Annotated in this window: 22 protein-coding genes and 2 tRNA genes; 22 read left to right on the top strand and 2 right to left on the bottom strand. The window is 55.2% G+C overall.

The genetic code is table 11. From position 1 onward, the window contains the following. Positions 1–55 precede the first annotated feature (55 nt). The 13 genes from ruvA to ACJJIC_RS20360 all read left to right on the top strand — a co-directional run bounded on the left by ruvA (position 56) and on the right by ACJJIC_RS20360 (position 8,723). Positions 56–667, top strand: coding sequence for a Holliday junction branch migration protein RuvA (gene ruvA / locus ACJJIC_RS20420; RefSeq protein ID WP_444888053.1), 612 nt, complete (start codon positions 56–58; stop codon positions 665–667). A 24-nt stretch (positions 668–691) separates the two neighbouring features. Further along, positions 692–1,714: a Holliday junction branch migration DNA helicase RuvB gene (gene ruvB, locus ACJJIC_RS20415; protein ID WP_445357749.1), complete on the top strand. Its 1,023-nt coding sequence runs from the start codon at positions 692–694 to the stop codon at positions 1,712–1,714. A gap of 54 nt (positions 1,715–1,768) precedes the next feature. Continuing rightward, the gene (gene ybgC, locus ACJJIC_RS20410) at positions 1,769–2,173 is read left to right on the top strand and encodes a tol-pal system-associated acyl-CoA thioesterase (protein WP_444883810.1); all 405 of its coding nucleotides are present in this window, start codon (positions 1,769–1,771) and stop codon (positions 2,171–2,173) included. 4 nt (positions 2,174–2,177) lie between these two features. Further along, complete coding sequence (gene tolQ, locus ACJJIC_RS20405) at positions 2,178–2,867, top strand: protein TolQ (protein WP_152451559.1); 690 nt, start codon at positions 2,178–2,180, stop codon at positions 2,865–2,867. A 20-nt stretch (positions 2,868–2,887) separates the two neighbouring features. Then, on the top strand, positions 2,888–3,319 hold the full coding sequence (gene tolR / locus ACJJIC_RS20400) for a protein TolR (protein ID WP_444883811.1): 432 nt from the start codon (positions 2,888–2,890) through the stop codon (positions 3,317–3,319). A 7-nt stretch (positions 3,320–3,326) separates the two neighbouring features. Beyond that, entirely contained in the window at positions 3,327–4,121 is a 795-nt protein-coding gene (tolA, locus tag ACJJIC_RS20395; RefSeq protein ID WP_252084625.1) for a cell envelope integrity protein TolA, read from the top strand. Continuing rightward, entirely contained in the window at positions 4,118–5,413 is a 1,296-nt protein-coding gene (gene tolB, locus ACJJIC_RS20390) for a Tol-Pal system beta propeller repeat protein TolB (protein ID WP_252084626.1), read from the top strand. Before tolA ends, tolB begins: the two co-directional genes overlap by 4 nt. A gap of 94 nt (positions 5,414–5,507) precedes the next feature. After that, the gene (gene pal / locus ACJJIC_RS20385) at positions 5,508–5,993 is read left to right on the top strand and encodes a peptidoglycan-associated lipoprotein Pal (RefSeq protein WP_444908741.1); all 486 of its coding nucleotides are present in this window, start codon (positions 5,508–5,510) and stop codon (positions 5,991–5,993) included. Between the two features lie 18 nt (positions 5,994–6,011). Continuing rightward, the gene (locus ACJJIC_RS20380) at positions 6,012–6,836 is read left to right on the top strand and encodes a YbgF trimerization domain-containing protein (protein WP_444908742.1); all 825 of its coding nucleotides are present in this window, start codon (positions 6,012–6,014) and stop codon (positions 6,834–6,836) included. A gap of 125 nt (positions 6,837–6,961) precedes the next feature. Next, on the top strand, positions 6,962–7,621 hold the full coding sequence (queE, locus tag ACJJIC_RS20375) for a 7-carboxy-7-deazaguanine synthase QueE (RefSeq protein WP_252084629.1): 660 nt from the start codon (positions 6,962–6,964) through the stop codon (positions 7,619–7,621). Between the two features lie 38 nt (positions 7,622–7,659). Continuing rightward, positions 7,660–8,337, top strand: coding sequence for a 7-cyano-7-deazaguanine synthase QueC (gene queC, locus ACJJIC_RS20370; RefSeq protein WP_444883815.1), 678 nt, complete (start codon positions 7,660–7,662; stop codon positions 8,335–8,337). 131 nt (positions 8,338–8,468) lie between these two features. Then, positions 8,469–8,544: transfer RNA gene (locus ACJJIC_RS20365), tRNA-Lys, on the top strand. A 103-nt stretch (positions 8,545–8,647) separates the two neighbouring features. Continuing rightward, positions 8,648–8,723 (top strand) — tRNA-Lys (locus ACJJIC_RS20360). A gap of 121 nt (positions 8,724–8,844) precedes the next feature. Here the strand turns inward: ACJJIC_RS20360 and ACJJIC_RS20355 are convergent. Next, positions 8,845–9,945, bottom strand: a complete 1,101-nt coding sequence (locus ACJJIC_RS20355; RefSeq protein WP_444908743.1) for an NAD(P)/FAD-dependent oxidoreductase — start codon at positions 9,943–9,945, stop codon at positions 8,845–8,847. Positions 9,946–10,153: 208 nt separating this feature from the next. Between ACJJIC_RS20355 and nadA the strand changes: the two genes are divergently transcribed. Further along, on the top strand, positions 10,154–11,206 hold the full coding sequence (gene nadA / locus ACJJIC_RS20350; protein ID WP_444908744.1) for a quinolinate synthase NadA: 1,053 nt from the start codon (positions 10,154–10,156) through the stop codon (positions 11,204–11,206). Between the two features lie 80 nt (positions 11,207–11,286). On the opposite strand, the gene ACJJIC_RS20345 is transcribed toward nadA, so the two are convergent. Continuing rightward, entirely contained in the window at positions 11,287–12,795 is a 1,509-nt protein-coding gene (locus tag ACJJIC_RS20345; RefSeq protein ID WP_444908745.1) for a M48 family metalloprotease, read from the bottom strand. A gap of 208 nt (positions 12,796–13,003) precedes the next feature. Here ACJJIC_RS20345 and ACJJIC_RS20340 point away from each other — a divergent pair, with 208 nt between their 5' ends. From ACJJIC_RS20340 to aceF, 8 genes are all read left to right on the top strand, one after another. Next, positions 13,004–13,282, top strand: coding sequence for a sulfurtransferase TusA family protein (locus ACJJIC_RS20340; protein ID WP_445357748.1), 279 nt, complete (start codon positions 13,004–13,006; stop codon positions 13,280–13,282). 20 nt (positions 13,283–13,302) lie between these two features. Beyond that, positions 13,303–14,388, top strand: coding sequence for an AI-2E family transporter (locus ACJJIC_RS20335; RefSeq protein ID WP_252085962.1), 1,086 nt, complete (start codon positions 13,303–13,305; stop codon positions 14,386–14,388). A 278-nt stretch (positions 14,389–14,666) separates the two neighbouring features. Then, a complete protein-coding gene (locus tag ACJJIC_RS20330) occupies positions 14,667–15,770 on the top strand; it encodes a phosphoribosylaminoimidazolesuccinocarboxamide synthase (RefSeq protein WP_445357747.1) in 1,104 nt (367 codons plus the stop codon). Positions 15,771–16,291: 521 nt separating this feature from the next. After that, the gene (locus ACJJIC_RS20325; protein ID WP_445357746.1) at positions 16,292–16,828 is read left to right on the top strand and encodes a ribosome-inactivating family protein; all 537 of its coding nucleotides are present in this window, start codon (positions 16,292–16,294) and stop codon (positions 16,826–16,828) included. Positions 16,829–17,198: 370 nt separating this feature from the next. Further along, positions 17,199–19,583, top strand: coding sequence for a marine proteobacterial sortase target protein (locus tag ACJJIC_RS20320; protein WP_445357745.1), 2,385 nt, complete (start codon positions 17,199–17,201; stop codon positions 19,581–19,583). Next, the gene (locus ACJJIC_RS20315) at positions 19,583–20,158 is read left to right on the top strand and encodes a class GN sortase (protein WP_444910996.1); all 576 of its coding nucleotides are present in this window, start codon (positions 19,583–19,585) and stop codon (positions 20,156–20,158) included. The genes ACJJIC_RS20320 and ACJJIC_RS20315 overlap by 1 nt, the downstream gene beginning before the upstream one ends. A 448-nt stretch (positions 20,159–20,606) precedes the next feature. Further along, positions 20,607–23,276, top strand: coding sequence for a pyruvate dehydrogenase (acetyl-transferring), homodimeric type (aceE, locus tag ACJJIC_RS20310; RefSeq protein WP_252084639.1), 2,670 nt, complete (start codon positions 20,607–20,609; stop codon positions 23,274–23,276). A 17-nt stretch (positions 23,277–23,293) separates the two neighbouring features. Continuing rightward, a complete protein-coding gene (gene aceF, locus ACJJIC_RS20305; RefSeq protein WP_444908750.1) occupies positions 23,294–24,940 on the top strand; it encodes a dihydrolipoyllysine-residue acetyltransferase in 1,647 nt (548 codons plus the stop codon). Positions 24,941–24,954 lie beyond the last annotated feature (14 nt).

The raw sequence follows: 24,954 nt of genomic DNA, 5'->3' as shown, positions 1-24,954 counted from the left end.
CTCTGCAGAACTTGGCCCTCATTGTGGGCAGCGATAGATAAACCTGGAACAACACATGATTGGAAGACTGAGTGGCACTCTGGCCGCGGTACAGCCCCCTTTGTTACTGATTGATGTGCAAGGGGTGGGCTACGAAGTACTCGCGCCTATGACCACAATTTTTGAATTGCCCGCCCTGGGACAGCCGGTTCAAGTACACACGCACTTGGCGGTTTCCGAAACGGCCCAGCAACTCTACGGCTTTATCCGCGACGCCGATCGCAAACTGTTCAGAACCTTGATCAAGGTTAGTGGTGTGGGCCCCAAGATGGCCCTGGCAATTTTATCCGGTCTCGATGGTGCGGCTTTGGCACGCTGTGTGGCTGAGGATAATGTTGCGGCACTGGTAAAGGTACCAGGCGTTGGCAAGAAGACGGCCGAGCGTTTGATTGTAGAGCTGCGCGATAAGTTGACCCCGGATTTCGGTGATTCCAACGATATTCCATTGATGGCGGCAGCCACAGCACCCAAGGTAGATCATACCGGCGAGGCGGAGAGCGCCCTGGTGGCCCTGGGTTACAAGCCCACTGAGGCCAGCAAAATGGTGGCCCGCGCGAGCAAGGAGCAGCCGGAAGCCGACAGTGCCACCCTTATCCGCCTGGCCCTAAAGGGCATGGCACCCGCCTAAAGCGGGAGGCTTGGAGTTGTTGCGATGATTGAAGCCGATCGTTTAGTAGCCCCCGAACCAGCGGGGCCCTCTGGGCAGGAAGAGCAGTACGACCGCGCTGTGCGCCCTAAAGCACTGGCCGACTATGTGGGTCAGCCAGTGGTGCGCGAGCAGATGGAGATCTTTATTCAGGCGGCCAAACTGCGCAAAGAGGCCCTGGATCACACATTGGTATTCGGTCCTCCAGGTCTGGGTAAAACCACTCTGGCCAATATTATTGCCGCAGAGATGGGTGTTGCGATCAAGACTACCTCGGGGCCGGTGCTGGAGAAGGCCGGTGATCTGGCCGCGCTAATGACGAATTTGGAACCTGGGGACGTACTGTTTATCGACGAGATTCACAGGCTCAGCCCCCATGTAGAAGAGGTTTTGTATCCGGCCATGGAGGATTACCAGCTGGATATTATGATCGGCGAGGGGCCGGCGGCGCGTTCAATCAAGTTGGATCTGCCACCCTTTACTCTGGTGGGGGCCACTACCAGAGCGGGCCTGCTCACCTCGCCCCTACGCGATCGATTCGGCATAGTGCAGCGGCTGGAATTCTACAACGTGCAAGACCTCACCAGTATCGTGCGTCGCTCCGCTAGGTTGATGGGGGTTGAGATGGATGAAGGCGGAGCCTTACAAGTGGCGCGTCGCGCCCGCGGTACCCCGAGGATTGCCAATCGCCTGCTGCGCCGTGTGCGCGATTACGCAGATGTTAAGGGCGATGGTGCGGTGGATACTGATATCGCCGATGCCGCTTTGAATATGCTCAATGTGGATGCAAAAGGCTTCGACTCTCTGGATCGACGTATGCTGTTGGCGATGATCGAGAAATTTGATGGTGGTCCCGTGGGGGTGGATAGTCTCGCCGCTGCTGTGAGCGAAGAGCGGGATACTTTGGAAGATGTATTGGAGCCCTACCTGATCCAGCAGGGCTATATTGCCCGGACACCCCGTGGGCGAGTAGTTACCGGGCTCGCCTATGAGCATTTTGGCCTGCCTAAGCCGGATAAGATCAGTTGATGATTCAGCACCTGGTGCTTTTGGGTTGGGTGCTGTGGAAGTGAGGGAAATTCAATGAAGGAAGAGTTCGGTATTCCTGTAAGGGTTTATATCGAAGATACCGATGCGGCCGGCATCGTGTATTACGTGAATTATTTGAAGTATATGGAGCGCGCGCGCACAGAACTGTTGCGCTCCCTCGGGTATGATAAGCCGGCAATGCCGCAGGAAGGTGTACTGTTGGTGGTACATTCCGCCGAGGTCCAGTACCGTCGTTCCGCCAGGCTCGATGACGCATTGCGCGCCACGGCGGCGATTGGCAAACTGGGGCGTGCCGCAGTGACTTTTGAGCAAAAAATTTGGCGCGGCGATGAGCTAATTTGCGAAGGCGTGGTCAAAGTGGCCTGTGTCGCTGACGACAGCCGCAGGCCCTGTGCCCTGCCGGAACCTATTTATTCAGCATTAAAGGCAGTTATTTAAGAAGATGAACGCCGGTGAACAACTTTCTCTTTGGGGGCTAATTCAGAACGCCAGCCTGTTGGTACAGCTCGTCATGTTGCTGCTGTTACTGGCTTCTGTGGTGTCCTGGGTCATGATTATCCAGCGCGGGCTCTACTTATCCCAGGCCAAACGCGCGCTCAATAATTTTGAACGTCGTTTCTGGTCCGGTGCAGATCTGAACAAACTTTTTCGCGAGGGCAACGAGCGCGCCGAAAAAGGAAAGACCGATGGGGTCGAATCCCTGTTTCGCGCTGGCTTTACTGAGTTTACCCGCCTGCGCCAGCAGGGCAGTAGTGGCCCGGAAGCGGTTATGGAAGGTACCGAGCGCGCCATGCGCGTGGCCATGTCCCGGGAACAGGAAAAGGTAGAGATGAACCTGCCGTTTCTGGCGACTGTAGGCTCCGTTAGCCCCTATATCGGCCTGTTCGGCACCGTTTGGGGGATTATGAACTCCTTCCGCGGTCTCGCCACTATGCACCAAGCCACCATTGCCACTGTAGCCCCGGGTATCAGTGAGGCACTGGTGGCAACGGCCATGGGTTTGTTCGCGGCGATTCCCGCGGTAATGGCCTACAACCGTTACTCGGCCAAGGCGGAGTGGCTGTTGTCCAGCTACGAAACTTTCGCCGAGGAGTTTTCCTCTATCCTGCACCGCAAAGTGCACTCCGGCTGAGTAGTGAGTAGGCGAACCCTATGAGTGTGTTTCGCAAGGGAACCAAGAAAAAGCTGGTCTCCGAGATCAATGTGGTGCCCTACATCGATGTGATGCTGGTGCTGTTGATTGTCTTTATGGTCACGGCACCATTGTTGATGCAAGGGGTCAAAGTGGACCTGCCAAATGCGCCCTCGGCGCCGATGGAGGACACCGATGAGGAGCCTTTGATTATTTCGGTGCGTGCCGATGGCACCTACTACCTAAATCTGGGTACCGATGAGCAGGAGGCCAAGTCTCTCACTGAGATCAAGGAGACGGTGGCCAAGGTGTTGCGGCAAAAGCCGAAAACCCCGGTGCTGGTGTGGGGCGATAGCGAGGCCCGCTATGGCTTGATCGTCAATGCCATGACCGAGCTGCAGCAGGCGGGTGCACCCAGTGTCGGCCTGGTGACAGAGCCACCGCAGGGGTAGGGTGCCGGTGAATAAAGGCTTTTATGTATTGGCGATAATAATTAGCCTCCTGTTACACGGGGCGCTAATCACTGCCATTACCTATGGTTGGGAAGCCAGCAGTATGCCCGAGCGCAAACCGATGCCGAAGTTTGTGCAGGCCAAGCTGGTAACCATTGAGGCGGCGACGCCAAAGAAGAAACTGCCCAAAAAAGTAGACAAAATTCAGCAGCGCGCCCAGCGCGAGGCTGAGCAAAAACGCAAGGCCGAAGTTGAGCGCAAGCGCCGCGCGGCCCTGGAGCAAAAGAAAAAGCAGGAAGCGGAGAAAAAGCGCAAGGCCAAAGTCGAAGCCGATCGCAAGGCTAAGCAGGAGAAGGCCCAGCGCGAGAAAGAACGCAAAGAAAAAGAGCGTAAGGAAAAAGAACTCAAGGAGCAGCTGGCCAAAGAGCGAGAGAGCTCTTTCAATGAAGCGCTGGAGGATGAACAGGAGCTGCTTGATGCCAATGATGGGCAGCAGGCGGTGATGTCTGTAGCCCAAGCGATTCAACAGCAAATTGAAGCCGTGTGGAGTCGCCCACCGAGTGCCCGTAACGGCATGTTGACCAAGGTAAAAATAAATTTTGTCCCCACCGGCCGGGTGGTGGCAACTAATATCGTCGAGGGCAGTGGTAATGCGGCCCTGGATCGATCGGTACTCACCGCCATCCGTCGGGTGGAAGTCTTTCCTGAAGTGGCCAAGTTGGCCCAGGAGGAGCCGGTGATATTTGAGCGGGAAGTCCGCACCACAATTTTGAACTTTAAAGTCGAAGATCTGCGCCAATGATCAAGAGTTTACTGAAGACAGTCGTCATTATTGCAATCGCCTCGGTGAGCCTGGGGGCTCGCGCCCAGCTGGTGGTGGATATCACCAGTGGTATCGATGACCCCACCCCGATCGCGGTATCCCCATTCAGCTGGTCAGGCGGTGGTGTCCTCAAAGAGGATGTCTCTGGAATTATTTCCGCCGACCTGCGCCGCAGCGGCCTTTTTTCTCCGGTACCCAAGGAGGACATGCTGTCCTTCCCTAAAACTCCGGAAGATGTGGTGTTCCGCGATTGGCGTATCCTCGGCACCGAGTACATTGTTACCGGTCGTATCGAGCCCCAGGCCTCGGGCTACCTGCTGACTTTTGACCTGGTTAATGTTTTCGGCCAGCACAAGATGTTCACCAAACAGGTACGTGGCGGCCAAACCCAGTTGCGCGATATCGCCCACCGCGCCGCCGATGAAATCTTTGAGGCCATCACTGGTATTCGCGGCGCCTTCTCCACAGAGATGGTGTATGTGCAGGAAGAGAAGCGCGGCGGCAAGCCCAGCTATGTGCTGATGCGCTCGGATATCGACGGTGCCCGTGCCAAGCAGGTTCGCCGCTTTAGTGCGCCAGTGATGTCGCCCATGTGGTCGCCCAACGGCCAGGAGCTGGCCTATGTTTCTTTCGAGACCGGCCGCCCGGCGATTTTCCGCGAAAACTTGCGCACAGGCGAACGCAAACAACTAACCAACTTCAAGGGCATCAATAGCTCGCCAACCTGGTCTCCTGATGGAACCAAGTTGGCGATGGTGCTCTCCAAGGACGGCAACCCGGAGATCTATGTACTGGATTTGGCGAGTGGTAAGTTCACTCGCATGACCAGACACTTCTCCATCGATACCGAGCCGAACTGGATGCCGGATGGTAAATCGCTGGTTTTCACCTCAGATAGGGGAGGGAAGCCACAAATTTACCAATTGACTCTTGCCACTGGTCAAGTCGACCGCTTAACCTTCGATGGCGACTACAATGCGCGGCCGCGTGTTTCTCCTGATGGGAAAACGTTGGTCATGGTACATCGCAACCGGGGAACCTTTACCATCGCCACGATGGATATTAACTCGGGCAGGATGCGTGTCCTCACGGAGACCACCCTGGATGAGTCCCCCAGCATTGCACCCAATGGGGCCATGCTGATGTACGCAACCAAGCGCGGAGACAAGGGCATTCTGGCTGCGGTATCGCTGGATGCCGGGGTGAAGTACAACTTACCCTCACAGAGAGGCGATGTCCGTGAACCGGCATGGTCGCCATACTTTGATTGAGGCGGGGGCCCAGCGCTCTGAAGCGTAGGGTATTTATAAGACCAATTTTAAAAATCTTTCAGGATTTTCGATAACACTAAAAGCGGAGTAGCTTATGTTGAAATCAGTAAAAACGGGCCTGGGGTTGGCCTGTGTTCTGGCAGTAATGGCCGGTTGTAGCAATACCAGCAGCGACAACACCAGCGGTGAAGAGTACACTCAGCCTGAGGCTGATACTCAAGTTGAAACTAACGTTGTAGATGAAGCTGAAACCATGGCTCCGTTGGAAAATGTGGTTTACTTTGACTTCGACCAGTCCCTGCTGAAGCCGGAAACCCGTGAACTGCTGATCCGTCACGCCGACCGCATGCGCAGTAATGCTACTGCTGTTCGCCTCGAAGGCCACGCTGACGAACTGGGCACCCGCGAGTACAACCTGGCTCTGGGTGAGCGCCGCGCCAATGCTGTACGCGACTTTTTGGTACTGCAGGGCGTAGACGCAGCTAACCTGGAAGTAATCAGCTACGGTGAAGAGCGCCCGGCTCAAATGGGCTCTAACGAAGCTGCCCGTGCGATGAACCGTCGCGTTGTTATTAACTAATCGTCAAAATGGATGCCAATGGCTTTTACGATTAGAAAACTGGCGATCGCCGCTGCCATAATGGCTGCGGCATCGCCCGTATTCTCCCAAGCCCCGATTGTCGACCTGACTGCCAGCAGCCAGGAGTCGTCGACCGTCTCAAGTGACGCTAGTAACGAGGACATCTACCTCGCCCGCGCCACAACCCCCAGTCCCAAAGCTAAGACCAACCCCCAGGCTGAAGCCTACTACCAGATGCAGGTATTGCAGCAGGAAGTGCGCGAATTGCGCGGTACGGTTGAGGAGCTGCGCCACGAGATAAAGCGTCTCAAACAACAGCGCACCGAGGACTATATGGATCTGGACCGGCGTATAGCGCGCCTGAGTGGTACAGAGCCCTCAGCTCAGCCGCCGGTGGATACTAAAGGCAGTGGTGGCGCCTCTGTTGGAGGGGGTTCCTCAATGCCGCCCAAGCCCCAGGGGCCGAAAGACGGCAAGAGTGAACGCGACCGCTATCAGGCCAGCTTTGGTCTGGCTCGCAATGGTGACTACGGTGGCGCCAGTGCTGAATTCAAGAGTCTGCTACAAGACTTTCCCAACGGTCAGTATGCCCCCAATGCCAATTATTGGCTGGGTGAGATAGCGCTGGTACAGGGAAATTTGGAAGAGGCCCGCGGATGGTTTGTGGCCCTGCTGGACGGCTACCCGAACTCTAATAAAGTCTGGGATGGTCGTTACAAGCTGGGAACGGTTTACCACCAGCTGGGAGATCAGCAGAAAGCGCGCAACCTGCTGGAGCAGGTGGCGGCGAGTGATGCCCGTGCATCAAACCTGGCTAAAAAATATCTGCAGGAGAACTTCTAGCCCGGTGTGGCAGTAATAACTGCTGCTGTTGCCTAATTCGCATCGCTGGTTTTTTGAGCAGAAAAAGCCTATGATCCCGCGCCCGGATGGCATGTGCCATTCGGGCGTTTTTGTGTCGGGTGTGTATGACCAATCTGTCTAAAGAATCACTCAGAATTAGTGAGATTTTCTACTCCCTTCAGGGAGAAGCGCGGGAAAGTGGCCTGCCTACGGTTTTTGTTCGACTGACCGGTTGTCCGTTGCGCTGTACCTATTGTGACTCGGAATATGCTTTTTATGGCGGCGAGCGCATGACCCTGGAGCAAATATTGCAGCAGGTGCAAAGCCATCCCGCACGCCATGTGTGTGTAACTGGCGGCGAACCTCTGGCCCAGCCCAATTGCCTGCCCTTACTTGAAGCTCTTTGCGACGCCGGCTACTCGGTATCATTGGAGACCAGTGGCGCCATGCCGGTGGATCAGGTGGACCCACGGGTATCCCGGGTTGTGGATCTGAAAACCCCAGCTTCCGGAGAGCAGCACCGCAACCGCATGGAAAATATGCAGGTGCTCACCCGCGATGACCAGATCAAATTTGTGATCTGTGACCGGGGCGATTACGAGTGGGCCAGATTTACCCTGGATCAGTACAACTTGCCAGAGCGTGTAGGGGAGGTACTTTTCTCGCCCAGCTATGAGCAATTGCCGGCGCGGCAGCTGGCGGAGTGGGTGCTGGCCGATGGGTTGCCGGTGCGCATGCAGATGCAGCTGCACAAATTGCTGTGGGGAGATATCCCGGGTGTCTGATTGGCCCGGTGATTGTGGATTGAAAAATTGAGGAAGAGATGACTGCAAAGAAAGCGGTAATTTTGCTGTCCGGTGGCCTCGACTCGGCCACAGTGCTCGCCATGGCGCGTGCAGAAGGTTATGAATGTTATGCCTTGGGTTTTGATTACGGTCAGCGGCACGAAGCTGAATTGTTAGCGGCAAAGCGCGTAGCCGCTGATCTCGGAGCGGCAGAGCACAAAGTGGTGAAGCTCGATCTGCGTTCAATTGGCGGCTCGGCCCTAACCGATGACAGTATTGAGGTTCCCGAAGAGGAAACCAGTGGCATCCCGGTTACCTATGTACCGGCTCGCAATACGGTATTCCTCTCTATTGCCCTTGGCTGGGCCGAGGTGCTTGGAGCTCAGGATATTTTTGTCGGCGTCAATGCGGTGGATTACTCTGGCTATCCGGATTGCCGGCCGGAGTATATCGAGGCCTATGAAAAGATGGCCAACCTCGCTACCCGCGCTGGGGTAGAGGGAAACAAGCTCTCTGTGAGAGCGCCGCTGATGCAGATGAGTAAGGCGGATATTGTACTCGAGGGAACCCGTCTTGGGGTTGATTACAGTTTGACGGTATCCTGTTACCAGGCGCGCCCAGATGGTGCGGCCTGTGGTCGCTGCGATAGTTGTCGGCTGCGTGCTGCGGGATTTACGGAAGCAGGCCTGGCGGACCCTACGGTGTATGCCAGCTGATTGTCAGTTGGTGTCATTTTTATGGGAAATACCTAACCCCTTAAATTTGTTAGATTTTTTTTCGGGTTAGGTATTGTCTTTTCAAAATAGATCCGTAAGATACGCAGCTCCTCACATCGAGGCACGGAAAAGGGTCGTTAGCTCAGTTGGTAGAGCAGTTGGCTTTTAACCAATTGGTCGCTGGTTCGAATCCAGCACGACCCACCATTTCCGCCGGGGATATCCACAGTAACCCCACAGCTTTTACAGATCTGCGAGAGAAGTAAAAGCATCCTGAGTTGGGACATACCAAGTTCGCCCAACTTCCTAAGGGTCGTTAGCTCAGTTGGTAGAGCAGTTGGCTTTTAACCAATTGGTCGCTGGTTCGAATCCAGCACGACCCACCATTTCTCTACAGATTTACTTTTATTTTTTTACTTTCATGTGAGCACTGGTTTGCTCGCGCCTGAAAATTCCCTACTTGGCTGAGCCTTTAAGGCATTTATTTGTCTTCACGGAGTGCAGTATTTAGCGGCAAATACAGTCTGCTGCCATCTCCCCTAAATATAAGCAACTGGTAAGGCCGGGTGACTCAATGCCGAAAAAGGCTACTAGTTGTGGTTCTTGATTTTCGCCCCAGTGGAATACTTTGAAGTCCTCGGTTGGGCCGCCTTTTGCCGTGAGCTTTGGGCGAATGCCAGCGTAATCTGGCTTTAGGCTTTCTGCGGGGAGCTCGGGCCAATAAAGGCGAACACTTTTATAAAACCTTTCCCCTCGTTTTTTATCCACGGTGTAATCAATTTTTTCTACCCACTCAACGTCGGGTCCAAAGCGGGCATAGCCCTCCAAATCCAGTGTGAGATGAGTGCCCAGTCCGCCGGGTTCTGGCAGGGGGTAGATCAGGTGGGAAAAAGGGGGTTTGTGGTCGAGAGAAAAATAATTCCCCTTTGCCAGGAATTGGTTTGGGACTAGTTGTCGAATACTTTTGTCGTTGATTTTACAGAGCAGTTGGTGGCTGTGTAGCCCTGCGGCTACGATCAAATTCTTGGTACCGAGCTGGTAGCCATCTCTCATGGTGAGTTGGTAGTGGTCACTTTCACGCGATAGTTTTTTTACCGCTGTGTCTAGTGCCACTTGGCCGCCATGTGCTTCCAGGGCGCCCTGCAGTGCCAATAGTAGGGCGTGGCTATCGAAGATACCTGTGGTGGGTGAATAAATTGCACTGTGACACTGCAGCTGGGGTTCCATTACCTTGGCTTCTTTTGCGCTCAGCAGCTGTAAATGGCCGGCGCCATTCTTATCTCCTTGGGCTTTCAAGGCTTTGAGTTGGGGGAGTTGGGCTTCGTTGGTAGCCAGGATTAATTTGCCGATGGCTTTGTGTGGGACCGCATGCTCGCGGCAAAAACGATACAGCTTGGCTTTGCCCGCGACACAGGCTTTAGCCTTTAAGCTGCTGCTTGGGTAGTAAATGCCGGCGTGGATCACCTCGCTGCTGCGGGCGCTAATCTCTGTGCCGATATTGGTGTGTTGTTCCAGAACCAGCACATCCTGCCCTCTAATGGCCAGGGTATAGGCACTGGCGAGGCCAATGGCTCCAGCACCAATCACAATGTTTTCAACCTGCTCCATTTTAGGGGTTCCCCATTAATAGGAAGGCTTTTTTGCCTGGATGTGGGCTCGCAAAACTGCTTCTCTGTTCTCCTGGGCTCTGCAGCCCGGGCATGGGGCGTAACTCATCTTGCGGTGCTGTCGAATTACCAGCTGTTGATACTTTAGGTGCGCTGATATGGCGTCGCAATGCGGTATACTGCGCGTTTTTCGCTGGTGGTAGTTAGCCATGACCCAAAAGTCCGTTGTTGCAGAAACGGTAGATTCCCTCTCCCTGGTGCAGGCGCACTTGGCGGAGCCGGTTATGTCTCAGTACAGTGAGGAGGAGTTGCAAGCCTGGCGCGAGCGTATCAAGCGTCTGCTTAAAGAGCAGAATGCCGTGTTAGTGGCTCACTATTACACAGACCCATTAATCCAGGCGTTGGCCGAAGAGACTGGTGGCTGTGTATCCGACTCTCTGGAGATGGCCCGCTTTGGTGCCAAGCATAGCGCCGATACCCTGGTGGTGGCCGGTGTGAAGTTTATGGGCGAGACCGCCAAGATCCTGACGCCGAATAAGCGTGTGTTAATGCCCACCCTGGAGGCTACCTGCTCCCTGGATTTGGGCTGTCCCCCGGATGAGTTTTCCGAGTTCTGTGATCAGCATTCGGATCGCACGGTCGTTGTCTATGCCAATACCTCTGCGGCGGTGAAGGCGAGAGCGGACTGGGTGGTTACCTCCAGTATCGCCCTGGATGTAGTGGACCACTTGGATGCCAACGGTGAAAAAATCCTGTGGGCCCCGGATAAGCATCTCGGTGGTTATGTGCAGCGTGAAACCGGTGCGGATGTTCTGCTTTGGGATGGCTCCTGTATTGTGCACGAGGAGTTCAAGGCGAAAGGTGTGGAGGACCTGAAGGCGCTCTACCCGGATGCCGTAGTGTTGGTGCACCCGGAATCCCCTGCCTCGGTGGTTGCACTGGCGGATGTGGTGGGTTCCACCTCGCAGATAATCAATGCAGCCAAGACCCGGCCAGAGAAGCGCTTTATCGTGGCTACCGACCAGGGCATCTTCTACAAGATGCAGCAGGAGTGCCCGGATAAAGAATTGATGGTTGCCCCCACTGCCGGAGCTGGCGCCACCTGCCGCAGCTGTGCGAACTGTCCTTGGATGGCGATGAACTCCCTGGAGAATTTGTGTGGGGTGTTGGAGCGCGGTGATAACGAGATCTTTGTAGATGCGGAGTTGGGCCGTAAGGCGATGATTCCGCTGCAGAGAATGCTGGATTTCCGCAAGGGTTAAAGGTGCCTAGCGGGCTCCAGTGCCAATAAAAAAGAGCGGCTAGAGGCCGCTCTTTTTGTTTGTGTTGTTAATGAGTGAGGTCAAAGCTCCTTGGCTTTTTCCTGCATCTTGATGACGTCTTTAAGGCGCTGTTTCAGGATGGCATTGGTTTGATAGTCGTCTTTGGTCATGCGAATGCCGTGGCGCAGGTGCTGCAGGGCCTTATCGAAAACACCGATCAAAATATAGTATTCGGCTCGTGCCTCGTGCACCCCGACGATATCCCCGGCCAAGCCATGGCTCTCGGCCAATAGGTACCATACGGCGGGGTCTTTCTTGCGCACCCGGCTGTATTTGGCCAGCATGCGCTCTGCCGCCAGATAATTGCCCGCTTTAAAATGAGCGTTGGCGAGCCCCATCACCAGGGCGTGGTCGCCGGGGTTGCGGTCCAGTGCCTGTTGTAAGCGCTGGGTGGCGCCTGAATAGTCTTGGCGTACCAGGTCAATATCGGCGCGCGCCAGGACAAAAGCCGCTTTGGAGGGCTCCTTATCGAGGAGCGGCTGCAGGGTGTCCAGGGCGGAATCCGGCCTTCCTGCTGCGATTTGTGCCAATGCCAGGCCGTAGCGGGCGGCATCTTCGTTGTCATGGATACCATTAAGTTCGGCCTGGAAGCGTTTAACGGCCTGCTGTGGCGTGGCTTCAGTGGCCAGGCGAATTCGCGCGCGCATCATATGGTAATCGCGGCTATCGCTGGGTTCGACATCCTCCATGCGCTGGGAGCGCAGCTTGGCGTCGGCGATACGCTTCTCTGTCACCGGGTGGGTCAGCAGAAACTCTGGTGGGCGGCGGTAGTAGCGGGTGGCTTTGAGCATCTGCTCGAACATCTCGCCGGCGGCATCTGGATCGCGGCCGGATCTTGCCAAGGTTTCGATACCGACCCGATCGGCCTCCTGTTCATTCTTGCGGCTAAAGCGCAGCTGACTGTCGAGCGCTGCGGCCTGAGTTGCGGTTAGGGCGGCGAGCCCCGCTTCGCCACCGGCGGTGGCGGCGAGTACCAGGGCGCCGAGCATGCCGGCCAGGGTGGGCAGGGTGTTGTTGCGCTGGGCTTCGAGGGAGCGGGCGTAGTGGCGCTGGCTGAGGTGGCCCAGTTCGTGGGCGACCACCGAAGCAAACTGATCTTCGTTTTTCGCAAATAGGAAGAGACCGGTGTGAATACCCATAATGCCACCGGGTACCGCAAATGCGTTCATGGTTTCATTATTTACCACGACCACATCAATATTCTTGTCCTCCAGGGGGCTGTATTCTGCCAGGCCCTTAACGGTTTTTTCGACGTACTGCTGCAGCAGTGCATCGGAGGAGGTTTTAACCTGACTGCGAAATATACGCAGCCACATTTGGCCCAGTTCTTTCTCGCGCTGGGGGGATACCAGGCCGCTGGTGCTGTCTCCAAGTTCCGGCAGGCGGATTCCCTCAGAGTCAGCGGTGGCTGCAATGGGAGTGCTGCTGAGCAACAGGCCTAAGCCGAGTGCCTTTAGGGTATTGCGCAATCGCAGTGAGAGAGGCGCTTTGTTTGATCGACGAGGCAGGCTTTTTTGGGGATCAGTCATTTTGATTACTGCTCGGTCTGTCCATGAAGGATCTATAGTCCAACTCTATACGCAACCCCGTTGAACTGTCGAGGGTTAGACAGGGTGGGGCGGTAAAGGTTCTGGCCGGCGCCAGTGGGAAGGTTAAAAAGGGTTAAGCATTGTCGGTAACTGGCGCAGATTACGCGTTATAATCCGCGGCTCTGTAAAGCTTGTGACCAAATAGCCAATGGCCGTGCCCCCTTCCGATACCGTTGATAAAAACTCTGTGCCGAACTGGCATGCGGCGGTAACGGTGGACGCTCGCCAGTTGCCCTGCCCCCAGCCTCTGCTGGCTATGCGCAGGGCTCTGCGCCAATACGAAGCGGGGACCTTACTGTGTGTGATGGCCACCGATGAGGGTTCCTGGCGCGATTTTCACAGCTTTGCCGCACTGAGTGGCAGGCCCCTGCTGCGCGCCGAGAGGCGTGATAATACCTTTCTATATTGGCTGTACGCTGGCAAATGAAGAATCAATCCCGAGAGTCTATGTTGTCGATTGTTAAAGGCTGGGTGAACCGCTACTTCAGTCAGGAAGAAGTGGTGTTGCTCGTGCTGCTGCTCACCGTAGCGCTGGTGGTACTGGCCACGCTCGGCGGTGTGCTGGCGCCTGTGCTTACGGCCCTGGTAATCGCCTTCCTGATGCAGGGCATGGTGCAAAAGTTGAAGTCCTGGCGGGTGCCCCATTGGCTCGCGGTAACACTTTCCTGCTTGGTGTTAGTGGGCACTATCGTGGGCCTGCTATTTGTGGTGCTACCGATTATTTGGCGCCAGCTGGTGCGCCTCGGTGCGGAGTTGCCGAATATGGTGCAGCGCGGCCAGGAGCTGTTGTTGCTACTGCCGGAGCGTTACCCGCGCCTGATTTCTGCGGCGCAGATCGACGAGGTTTTTAATACCCTCGGCAAAGAGCTGGGTGGCATGGGGCAGACCCTGCTGGCTTTCTCTCTCACCAACCTGCCTATTTTTGCCGGCCTGCTGATTTATGTGGTGGTGGTGCCGATCCTGGTATTTTTCTTCTTGAAGGACTCCGACCAGCTGATCCGCTGGTGTACCTCTTTCCTGCCAAAGCAGCGCCCCATGCTGCACCAGATCTGGCACGAGATGAACGACCAGGTGGCCAACTATGTGCGCGGCAAAGTAGTGGAGATCGGTATAGTGGCAGCGGTGAGCTACGCCGCCTTCCTGTTGCTGGGGGTCAATTACGCCCTGCTGCTGGCGGTGGCGGTGGGCCTGAGTGTATTGATTCCCTATATCGGCGCGGCGGTGGTGACCATCCCGGTGGCGGCCATTGGCCTGTTCCAGTGGGGTTGGAGCAATGAGTTTTTCTACCTGATTATGACCTACGGCATTATCCAGCTGCTCGATGGCAATGTATTGGTGCCACTGTTGTTCTCTGAGGCCGTCAATCTGCACCCGGTGGCAATTATCCTGGCGGTACTGTTTTTCGGCGGTATCTGGGGCTTCTGGGGCGTCTTCTTCGCTATTCCGCTGGCGACCCTGCTTAAGGCCATTATGAGTGCCTGGCCCACCAGCGAGCACCAGGCCGAGTGGGAGGCCAAGCGTATATCGGAGTAATGCCGGCGCACCCGCAGGGAGCCTCTGAGCCATTGTTATTTCGCAATACCTGGCCCGCCCTAGAGAGCTTTTAGAGTGACTCACACTCTGCGTTGCGACTTATTGAAACGTCTAGGCACTCCTGCACAGCCGAGCCCTGCCTGTAACCGGCCTGAAAGCCAGAGGCATCACGGAATTGTTCAGGGGCTCCCTGCCAACTTCTTTTCTTTGTATCGACGCGGGCCATTGCTAGAATGCCGCGCTTTCTTTTATTTGCTCCTTCGAATAGGTGAGAGCCCATGAGCCTGGCTGACAAAGTTCTAGCGGTCAATAATGACCTGCCGATCCGTACCGACAAGCCTGTCCACAGCGGCAAAGTCCGTTCCGTTTACTGGCTGAGCGAAGAAGATAGCCGCCGCCTGATTGAGGAAAAAGGCTACCCGGTTTCCCCGGACACCCCTCTCGCGGTAATGGTGATTTCCGACCGCATCTCCGCATTCGACTGCATCTGGATCGGCGAAGGCGGCATGCGCGGCGTACCCGGCAAGGGCGCGGCACTGAACGCGATTTCCAACCACTGGTTCAAGCGGTTTAAAGAGCAGGGCCTGGCCGACAGCCATATTTTGGATATCCCACATCCGCTGGTGTGGATCGTACAGAAGGCGCGCCCGGTGATGATCGAAGCGATCGCCCGCCAGTACATCACTGGCTCTATGTGGCGCTCTTACCAAAAGGGCGAGCGCGAGTTCTGCGGCATTGAAATTCCCGATGGCCTGCAGAAAGACCAGAAGTTGCCAGAATTGCTGATTACCCCCTCCAGCAAAGGTATTCTCAAGGGCATCCCCGGCGTGCCGGAAGCAGATGACGTCAATGTCACTCGCAAGAATATCGAAGACAATTTCGCGGCCTTCGGCTTTCGCAGCGCGGGCGATATCGACCTGTACGAGCAGTTGTTAAAAGAAGGTTTCGATTTGATCTCCGCCGAGCTGGAAAAGCTCGACCAGGTCTTTGTCGATACCAAGTTTGAGTTCGGCTATGTCACCGATGCCAATGGTGAAGAAAAGCTGATCTATATGGACGAAGTGGGTACCCCGGACTCCTCCCGTATCTGGGACGGCGAACAGTATCGCGCGGGCAAGGTTGTGGAAAAATCCAAAGAGGGTTTCCGCCAGGCTCTGCTCAACTACTTCGCCGATGCCGATATCCTGCTAAACAAAGACCGTATGGATGAGCGCCTGGCTCTGGCTCGCGACAATGAGCTGCCAGAATCTATGCTGATGGATCTCTCTAATACTTATGTTGGTATTGCTGAGAAGATTATTGGTACGAAACTGGAGATATCCGATAATCCCAAAGCGGAATTGCTTGAAGTATTGCGTAGGGATTATGGTCTGATCGACTGATATCAGATTGATTGAAAAAAACCGGCGTTTACGCCGGTTTTTTTATGTTTGATGGTTTTTATTTTCATGGCTTGGGGTGGGATGTTATTGGAAATGTTATGAAGGCTATAGCGATCCTTAAGGTGCGGGCTAGATACGGATGTCATCAAAATTTGAGCTGGTGCTAGTTTTACATTGTTGGAAAATTCAGATGCTTAGTAGTGCTTTATGTATTATTAATGCGATTTGATGTGGAGGGTCTTCGGTATCCAGTTTAATTATTCTTATGAGTTAGATTGTTTTTGCTAGCTCGTTAGATGTTTGGGGTGGTTTTTTTTGAAATTGTAATTTTTTGTAATTATAAATTGAGGCCTTGTATAGCTTGTTTTGATAATATCCTGCCAGTTTTGAGGGATGAGAAAAGGAGCTATAATGCCAAAAGAGTATAAGTTGAATTTAATGGAGGGGGGTGTTACCTCTCAGATATAAGATTTATTGCACGCGAACTAAGGGTCGTAGATAATAGGAGTGGATTAGCGTATGTGATTGTGCGACATGGTTGCTCTAGTTTGAAGCTTCATATGCGCACTAAAGATTTGTACTTGATTGCTTTTGAAAATAGTAAGATGGAAAAGTTTTATGTAGGTGAGTATGGCCTATCTAAAGATAACAATTCACATGTTTTTTCTGATTTTGGAAATTATGATCATTTAGGGCTTACTGATAATCAGGTTGAGCCTTTCAGTGTCAGTACAGTTACCGCCCACTTTGGGAATCTTATTAATTATAGCTCTGAGGCGAATGATAATGATTCGTCAGCTAGAAAGGATGCGAAAAAATCTTTTGCCACAATGTGTGTTTTGGTTAGTGAGGCAATTAGATTTAATGAGAGACTTGGGAAGGAAATGGTAGTTGATAAAATTTTTAACGGTATTGGGGCTTCTGCTCGGGAGATTTTGACGCTGGCTAAAAATTGGAGCACTCTAAGTGGGGTTCCAGGTAGTGGTGTAACATGCCCGCATAAAAAGAGTTTAGAGGGGTTTACGTTCAATGTGGGTCCTAAGTGGGAAAATAAATAACTCAGGTGGGTGTTGGCGGAAGGTGACCCCTTTGCGGGGCTATGCATCATGTTGATATTTGTGAAGTGTAGTTTCGATGTTGAATATATTAGGCATGATTAATCTAAAAAAGTCTTTGCGTGCGAGATGGCTTAATTTTTCTCCAAATGGTTGTCAGAGATTTTTGTTCATAGTTTTATTTTTATAGGCTACTTTTTTCTAAGGTGTATTGCTGATTCGGTTACTTTAGAAACCCAGGTCCTCTTGATCTGTTTTTTTCGCCACAATTCGCCATAATTCCACCCATTTCCCACCCGATTCCCTGCCGCCTTTTGCCCACATCCCCCTGTTTAATCACTTCAACATCCAATTTAAAAGTGGAGGGAAGTGAGTGAACAGGGTGATGTTGTTTGGGCAGCGGTTCCATAAAGACGATCTGATGTTGCCGACAGAGGAATATTACCGCCGCCGCCAGAAGGCCGGGGGGGCGGGGCGTTGGCTGTTGTTTATTGTGGTGGTATTAGCGGTGGTGATTGCGGCAATCGGGGCCGAGGTCAGTGCTCAGGCGCTTGTCTCTGAAAATGATACGGCTACCGCTGAGCCGGTTACCCTGGACGATGTGCAAGCGGGGGATTTACTGTTTAGCGGCGCAGAGCCGGGCCGCTATGTGCCCGCCGTGCACCTGCACAGTAGTGTCAAAATGGTGGTGCGTGGTCTGGTTGCGGAAGTGCAATTACAGCAGGCTTTTCAAAATACCAGCGATAGCTGGCAGGAGGCGGTTTACGCACTGCCATTGCCCGAGCAGGCAGCGGTGGCTGGCCTCGAGATTCAATTGGGCGAGCGCCGTATTGTTGGCAAGGTACGCGAACGCAAACAGGCGGCAAAGATTTATAAGGCCGCGCGCGCGGCGGGTAAGCGCGCGGCCCTCCTGGAGCAACAGCGGCCCAACCTGTTTACCAACAAAGTGGCCAATATCGCACCGGGAGAAACGGTGCAGGTGAATATTCGCTACCTGCAGCCGGTGACCTATGACAACGGCGTTTTTTCTTTGCGGCTACCCACCACCCTGACTCCCCGTTATATCCCCGGTGAACCCATTTCCTCACAAGCCCTCGGTGGTACCGAGCTGGAGCTGGCCACTCAGAGCAGTGGCTGGGCGCTGCCCACTGATCAGGTACCGGATGCCGCAGCGATTACCCCGTTGATGCAGTCGGCGGCAGAGTTGGAAGCGGTGGGCAGTCACAATATTGCCATTGAGGTGGAGCTGGAGGGCGGCTTGCCGCTGGTGAAAATCGGCAGTCCTTATCACGATATTGCTATCGATGAAAAAGCCGGAGAGCGCTACTCGATCCGTCTGCGCAAGGGCAGGGCAAAAATGGATCGGGACTTTCTTTTAAATTGGCAGCCGGAGCCCTCGGCCATGCCGCGTGCGGCGCTGTTTAGTGAGCATGTTGGTGAGCGTGCCGCCGGGGTGCAGGCGGATGGCAGGGAAAGTGCGGATAAAAAATCCGGTACCTATTTGCAGCTAATGCTGCTGCCACCGGATGAGGGCACTCGCGCCCAGCGATTGCCGCGGGAAGTGGTTTACGTGATCGATACCTCCGGTTCTATGAGCGGTAACTCTATCCGCCAGGCCAAGGAGAGTCTTACCCTGGCGCTCTCGCGTCTAGATGGTGGTGACCGTTTTAATGTAATCGAATTTAATAACAGCCCCCGTGCTTTTTTCCCACGCCCGCTGGCGGCGAGTGCGGAGAATATTCAGCGCGCCCGCCGGGAAGTTGAACGTTTAAATGCCGATGGCGGCACCGAGATGGCTGCGGCGCTGCGCCTGGCGTTAGGCCAGCAGTTGCCCGATAACAACAACCTGGTACACCAGGTGGTATTTATTACCGATGGTGCGGTGGGCAATGAACAGGCGCTGTTCGAGTTAATCCACCAACACCTGGGCGATGCGCGTTTATTTACGGTGGGCATTGGCTCGGCGCCCAACAGCCATTTTATGCGTAAAGCCGCCCAGTTTGGCCGCGGTTCTTTCGTCACCATCGGCGATCTTTCCGAGGTGCGCAGGCGCATGCAGACCTTATTCGCCAAGCTGGAAAACCCTATGGCCACCGATCTGCAGTTGAGCTGGCCCGAGGGTGTGCTGGCGGATGCCTATCCCAAGCGAATCCCCGATCTCTATCGCGGCGAGCCGTTGCAGCTGGTGGCCAGGGTGGAAGGGCAGTCGCTGCAGGGGGGCATTCAGTTGCGTGGGCGTATGGCCGGTAAGCAGTTTGTGCGCAACCTGGCGCTGACACTGGAGCAGGCCCCCAGTAGCAAGGGCATCGGCAGTTTGTGGGCGCGCAACAAAATGGAATCCCTGCGCGACCGCCAGACCCAGCTGGGTGAGGAGAGCGATGCGGGTCAGGCTCTGCGTGCACAGATTTTACAGCTTGCCCTGGATCATCAACTCGCCAGCCCCTACACCAGCTTTGTTGCGGTTGAAGAAGAGCTGGTGCGCAAGCCCGAAGAAAAGCTCTCCCAAACTGCGCTCACCAACATGGTGCCTAGAGGGCAGGTGTTGCAGCGCCAGGCTTACCCCAGTACGGCCACAGGCGTTTATGCGCAGCTGCTCGCAGCCTTGAGTCTGCTCAGCCTGGCAGCATTGTTACGCCGCGGCCGCTCAATGCGCGCCAATTTGATGGGGGCAATCCGCCGCCTGCTGCGCAAGGTTGTGCCGGATTTGCGCCGCTGTAACAGTGGTCTGGAGGCGCAGCTGGGGAGTACGCCGCAGTGATGCGCCTGCTGCTTTTTTCAGCGTGCCTGCTGGTGGGTTTGTGGCAGTTGGGCTCCGCCTCCTGGCTGCTGGCCAAGGCGCAGCTGGCTCAGTTGCTGATTGCCAGTGCCTGGGAGGAGCAGTTGCAGGGCGGGGTTCCGCAAAAGCCCTGGCCCTGGGCGGATACCCGGCCGGTGGCCAAGCTCAAGCTGCAGGGCCAGCGTCCTTTTATAGTGCTGGCGGGGGGCAGTGGAGAATCCCTCGCCTTTGGTCCCGGCTTGCTTAATGGTTCCGGCAAGCCCGGTGATTTTCGCACCACGGTAATCGCTGCGCACCGGGATACGCACTTTGCCGGGCTGCAAACCCTGCGGCGCGGCAATGGCATTTACCTGCAGGGTGAAGACGGGCGCTGGCACACGTATCGGGTGACGGAGCTGCGCATCGTAAATAGTGCGCGCGAACGTCTGCCGGTTTTTGCCGAGCGCGGCCTGCTACTGGTGACCTGCTATCCCTTCGATGCTATGGCGGCGGGTGGTCCACTGCGCTACTTGGTCTACGCTGAATACCAATCTGGCGGGGAGCTGGTGCAGCTGTGACTGGCACCTTTATTTGAGACTCGATTTTGTAATTTGATTTCTCAAACTTTCCATAAAATATTCCGGTAAAACAGCAAAATGGCAAATAATTTTTTTGCCGTTTTGTTTTGTTTGTTACTAACCGTCCTATCTGGAAAATTTTTTGTAGTAATACTACAATCGCTTCCGCTAATAACCGGGAATGGGGCTTTGTCCGCCACGTTAGAGTGGGGCCCGGAACAGATAATTACAGTCAAACTAAGCATTCGCGGCACAGACTGGCGCCGCTTTTCCTCTCCGCCGCGATCGGGTGAAGATTCACACATTGCATTTCCGCCACCAACGGCGGTGAATTGGCGGAAGCCCGAAAAAAAGGAAGCATTTTTTCGCCTGCGCTGTAGTTTGCCCGCGTACCGATTTTTGAGAAATAGACCGACTCGACGTCGCCTAATTCGCCGAGGAGCATTTGATGCACGAAGATACCGATAACCTCGAAACGCAGGAATGGCTGGATGCGCTGCAGGCGGTTATCCGCTACAGCGGCAAAGAGCGCGCCGCCTTCCTTCTAAAGCAGCTGTCTGATCGCGCTACCGATGTCGGAGTGCAGCTACCCGCGGCTATCACTACCCCTTACCGCAATACCATTCCGCCCAATGCGGAAAAGCGCATGCCCGGCGACCTATTTATGGAGCGCCGTATTCGCTCCCTGATTCGCTGGAATGCCCTGGCGATGGTGGTGCGTGCCAACCAGAATAACGACCACCTCGGCGGTCATATCTCCAGCTTCTCCTCTGCCGCCACACTCTACGATGTGGGCTTCAACTACTTTTTCCGCGGCAATGAAGGTGAGGAGCGCGGCGACCTGATTTTCTTCCAGGGCCACAGTGCGCCGGGTATTTATGCCCGTTCTTACTTGGAAGGACGCTTCGATGAGGAGCAGCTGGATAACTTCCGCCGCGAAGTGAACGGCAACGGTCTCTCCTCTTATCCACACCCCTGGTTGATGCCGGATTACTGGCAGTTCCCCACAGTTTCCATGGGGCTGGGACCGATTCAGGCAATTTATCAAGCGCATATTATGCGCTACATGTCCGCACGTGGTTTGTCACCGCGCGGTGACCGCAAGGTGTGGGCTTTCCTCGGCGACGGCGAATGTGATGAGCCGGAAACTCTGGGCGCCATTTCCCTGGCCGGCCGTGAGCAACTGGAAAACCTGGTGTTCGTGGTTAACTGTAACCTGCAGCGCCTGGATGGCCCGGTGCGCGGTAACGGTAAAATCGTGCAGGAGCTGGAAGGTGTATTCCGCGGTGCCGGCTGGAATGTCGTTAAAGTACTCTGGGGCCGCCTGTGGGATCCGCTGCTGGAGAAAGACGATAAGGGGCTACTGCAGAAAGTCATGGACGAAGTGGTCGATGGCGAGATGCAGAACTTCAAGGCCAACGGCGGCGCCTATACCCGCGAACACTTCTTCGGCAAGTACCCGGAGCTGCTGGAGCTGGTCAAGGATATGTCCGACGATGAGATTATGAAGCTCAATCGCGGCGGCCACGACCCCTATAAAGTCTATGCAGCTTACGCGGCTGCCATGGCCCATAAAGGCCAGCCCACTGTGATCCTGGCGCAAACAGTTAAAGGCTACGGCCTGGGCTCCGCCGGTGAAGCGGCGATGGATACCCACTCCGTGAAGAAGCTGGATCTGGATTCCCTTAAGCGCTTCCGCGACCGTTTTGCCATTCCGCTCACCGATAAAGAGCTGGAAGAAGTGCCTTACTATCGTCCGTCTCCGGATAGCCCGGAAATGAAATATATGGCGGAGCGCCGCAAGACCCTGGGCGGTCCGGTTCCCCGTCGCCCGATTGAGTGCCCAAAACTGGAAGTGCCCGGTCTCGATGCCTTCAGCGCGCTGACCAAAGGCTCCGGCGAGCGCGAAATTTCCACCACCATGGCATTTGTGCGCGCTATCGCCGCACTGGTAAAAGACAAGAATATCGGCAAGAACATCGCGCCGATTGTGCCCGATGAAGCCCGTACCTTCGGTATGGAAGGCCTGTTCCGCCAGCTGGGCATCTACTCTTCTGAAGGGCAGCGCTATACCCCGGTGGATCACGGCCAGATCATGTATTACAAGGAAGATAAGAAAGGCCAGGTGCTGGAAGAGGGTATCAACGAAGCCGGTGCCATGTCTGCCTGGATGGCGTTGGCTACGGCCTATAGCAACCACGGCGTGCCGATGGTGCCTTTCTATATCTACTACTCCATGTTCGGCTTCCAGCGTGTGGGCGATCTGGCCTGGGCCGCTGGCGATATGCAGGCGCGCGGCTTCCTGATAGGCGCCACCGCCGGCCGTACCACTTTGAATGGTGAGGGCCTACAGCACCAGGATGGCCACAGCCATGTACTGTCCTCCACTATCCCCAACTGCCGCAGCTACGATCCGGCCTACGGTTACGAGTTGGCTGTGGTTATGCAGCGGGGCCTCAAGGAGATGTACGAGGAGCAGAAGAATGTCTTCTATTACATCACCATCGAGAATGAAAATTACCTGCAACCAGAAATGCCCCAGGGCGTGGAAGAGGGCATTATTCGCGGTATCTACAAACTCCAGTCCAACGTCAAGAAAGGCGCCAAGGGCAAGACTGCCAAGAAGCATGTGCAGTTGATTGGTGGCGGTACTATTTTGCGCGAAGTGCTGGCAGCAGCGGATATCCTCGCCGATCAATTTGGCGTGACCTCCGATGTCTGGAGCCTCACCTCTGCTGTGGAAGCGGCCCGCGAAGGCCAGGATGTGGCGCGTTGGAATATGCTGCACCCGGAAGCCGAGTTGCGCAAAGCCTGGATCACCGAGCAGTTTGAGGGCAATACCTCACCGGTGATCGCTTCCACTGACTACATCCGTTCCTATGTGGAGCCCCTGCGTGAATTTATCGATGGGGACTTGACCACCCTGGGTACTGATGGTTTTGGCCGCAGTGACAGCCGCGAGCAGCTGCGTCGCTTCTTCGAGGTGGATCGCAACTATGTGGTGATTGCCGCTCTGAATGGGCTGGCGAAGCAGGGTGTGATTGATGCGAAAGAAGTGTCCGAAGCGATCGTGAAGCTCAATATCGACGCCGAAAAAGTTAACCCGCGCATCAGCTAAGAGAAGGCAGAACTCCTATGGCAAAACAAGTCATTAAAGTGCCTGATCTCGGCGGTGCCGATCAGGTGGATGTGATTGAAATTACGGTTGCCGTCGGTGATACCGTCGCGCAAGAGGATTCTCTGATTGTGGTGGAGGGCGACAAGGCCTCCATGGATGTGCCGGCCCCGGTGGCCGGCAAAATCCTCAGCATCAGCGTAAAAGAGGGCGATAAGGTCTCTGAAGGCGATGTGATCGGTGAGATCGAAACCGATGTCGCGGAAACTCCAGCAGAGGAGCCCGCTGCAGCCCCCGCCAAGCAAGAAGCTGCGCCGGCGGCAGAGCCTGTAGCTGAAGCCCCTGCGGCAGCAGCGAGCGGCGAGCCGAAAGAGGAAACGATCCAGATCCCGGACCTGGGCGGTGCCGATGCGGTTGATGTGATCGAGATCAGTGTGCAACCCGGTGATACCGTCGAAGAGGGTGATTCTCTGATTGTGGTGGAAGGCGATAAAGCCTCCATGGATGTCCCTTCCCCCAGCGCCGGTACTGTAGTTTCTATCGCCGTTAAAGAAGGCGATAAGGTTTCTACGGGCGATACCCTCGGTGTATTGAACGTGGTTGCCGCAGGCGGTGCCGCCGCGCCCGCAGCTCAAGCCGCGGTTCCGGCAGCTGCTGCGCCTGTCGAGAGTGCTCCACAGCAGGCCCCTTTATCTGTTGAGCCGCCGGCAGTGCCGCAGAAAGATTACCAGCTGGAACGCAATCTCACTGCTGCAGCCCAGGTTTATGCCGGTCCCGCCGTACGCAAATTGGCCCGTGAGTTGGGTGTTACCTTGAACAAGGTGAAGCCCACCGGTCCGCGCAACCGGGTCTCCAAGGACGATCTGCATAATTATATCCGCGAGCAGGTGAAGAAAGCCGAGAGCGGTGCGGTTGGTGTCGGCGGTGGAATCGGTATCGCCAAGATGCCGGATATCGACTTCAGCCAGTTTGGCCCGGTGAGCGTGGAGCCGATGAGCAAGATCCACAAGATCACCGCAGCCAATATGTCGCGCAACTGGCTCAATGTGCCTCACGTCACCCAGTTTGATGATGCGGATATCACAGAGCTGGAAACCTTCCGCAAGTCTATGAAGGCTGAGGCGGAGAAGCGCGGTGTGAAACTCACGCCTGTGCCTTTCCTGCTGAAAGCGGTAGCCGCGGCCCTGCGCGCAGAGCCCAGCTTCAATGTGTCCCTGCACAACGATGGCGAGCAGATTGTGCGCAAGGACTATGTACATGTGGGTATGGCGGTGGATACGCCAAAAGGCTTGATGGTGCCGGTTATCCGCGATGTGGATAAAAAAGGCTTGTACGAGCTGGCGGCCGAGGCCACTGAAATGGCCCTGAAAGCCCGCGATGGCAAGCTGAAGCCCAACGAGATGCAGGGTGCCTGTTTCACCATCTCAAGCCTGGGTGCTATTGGCGGTACCGGATTTACCCCGATCGTCAATTCGCCAGAAGTGGGCATCCTCGGTGTTTCCAAGTTGGCGGTGAAGCCGGTGTGGAACGGCGAGGACTTCGAGCCGCGGCAGATGCTGCCTTTGGCGCTTTCTTACGACCACCGCGCGGTCAATGGTGGCGATGCCGGACGCTTTATGACCTACCTGGTGAGTGTGCTTGCGGATGTGCGGCGCCTGCTGCTATAGCCTATTCATAAGCT

The sequence above is a fragment of the Microbulbifer mixtoriginis (SeqCode) genome, from assembly GCF_052468275.1.
Note: the sequence above shows the minus strand (reverse complement) of the source record. Positions and strands in the feature narration are given on the sequence as shown.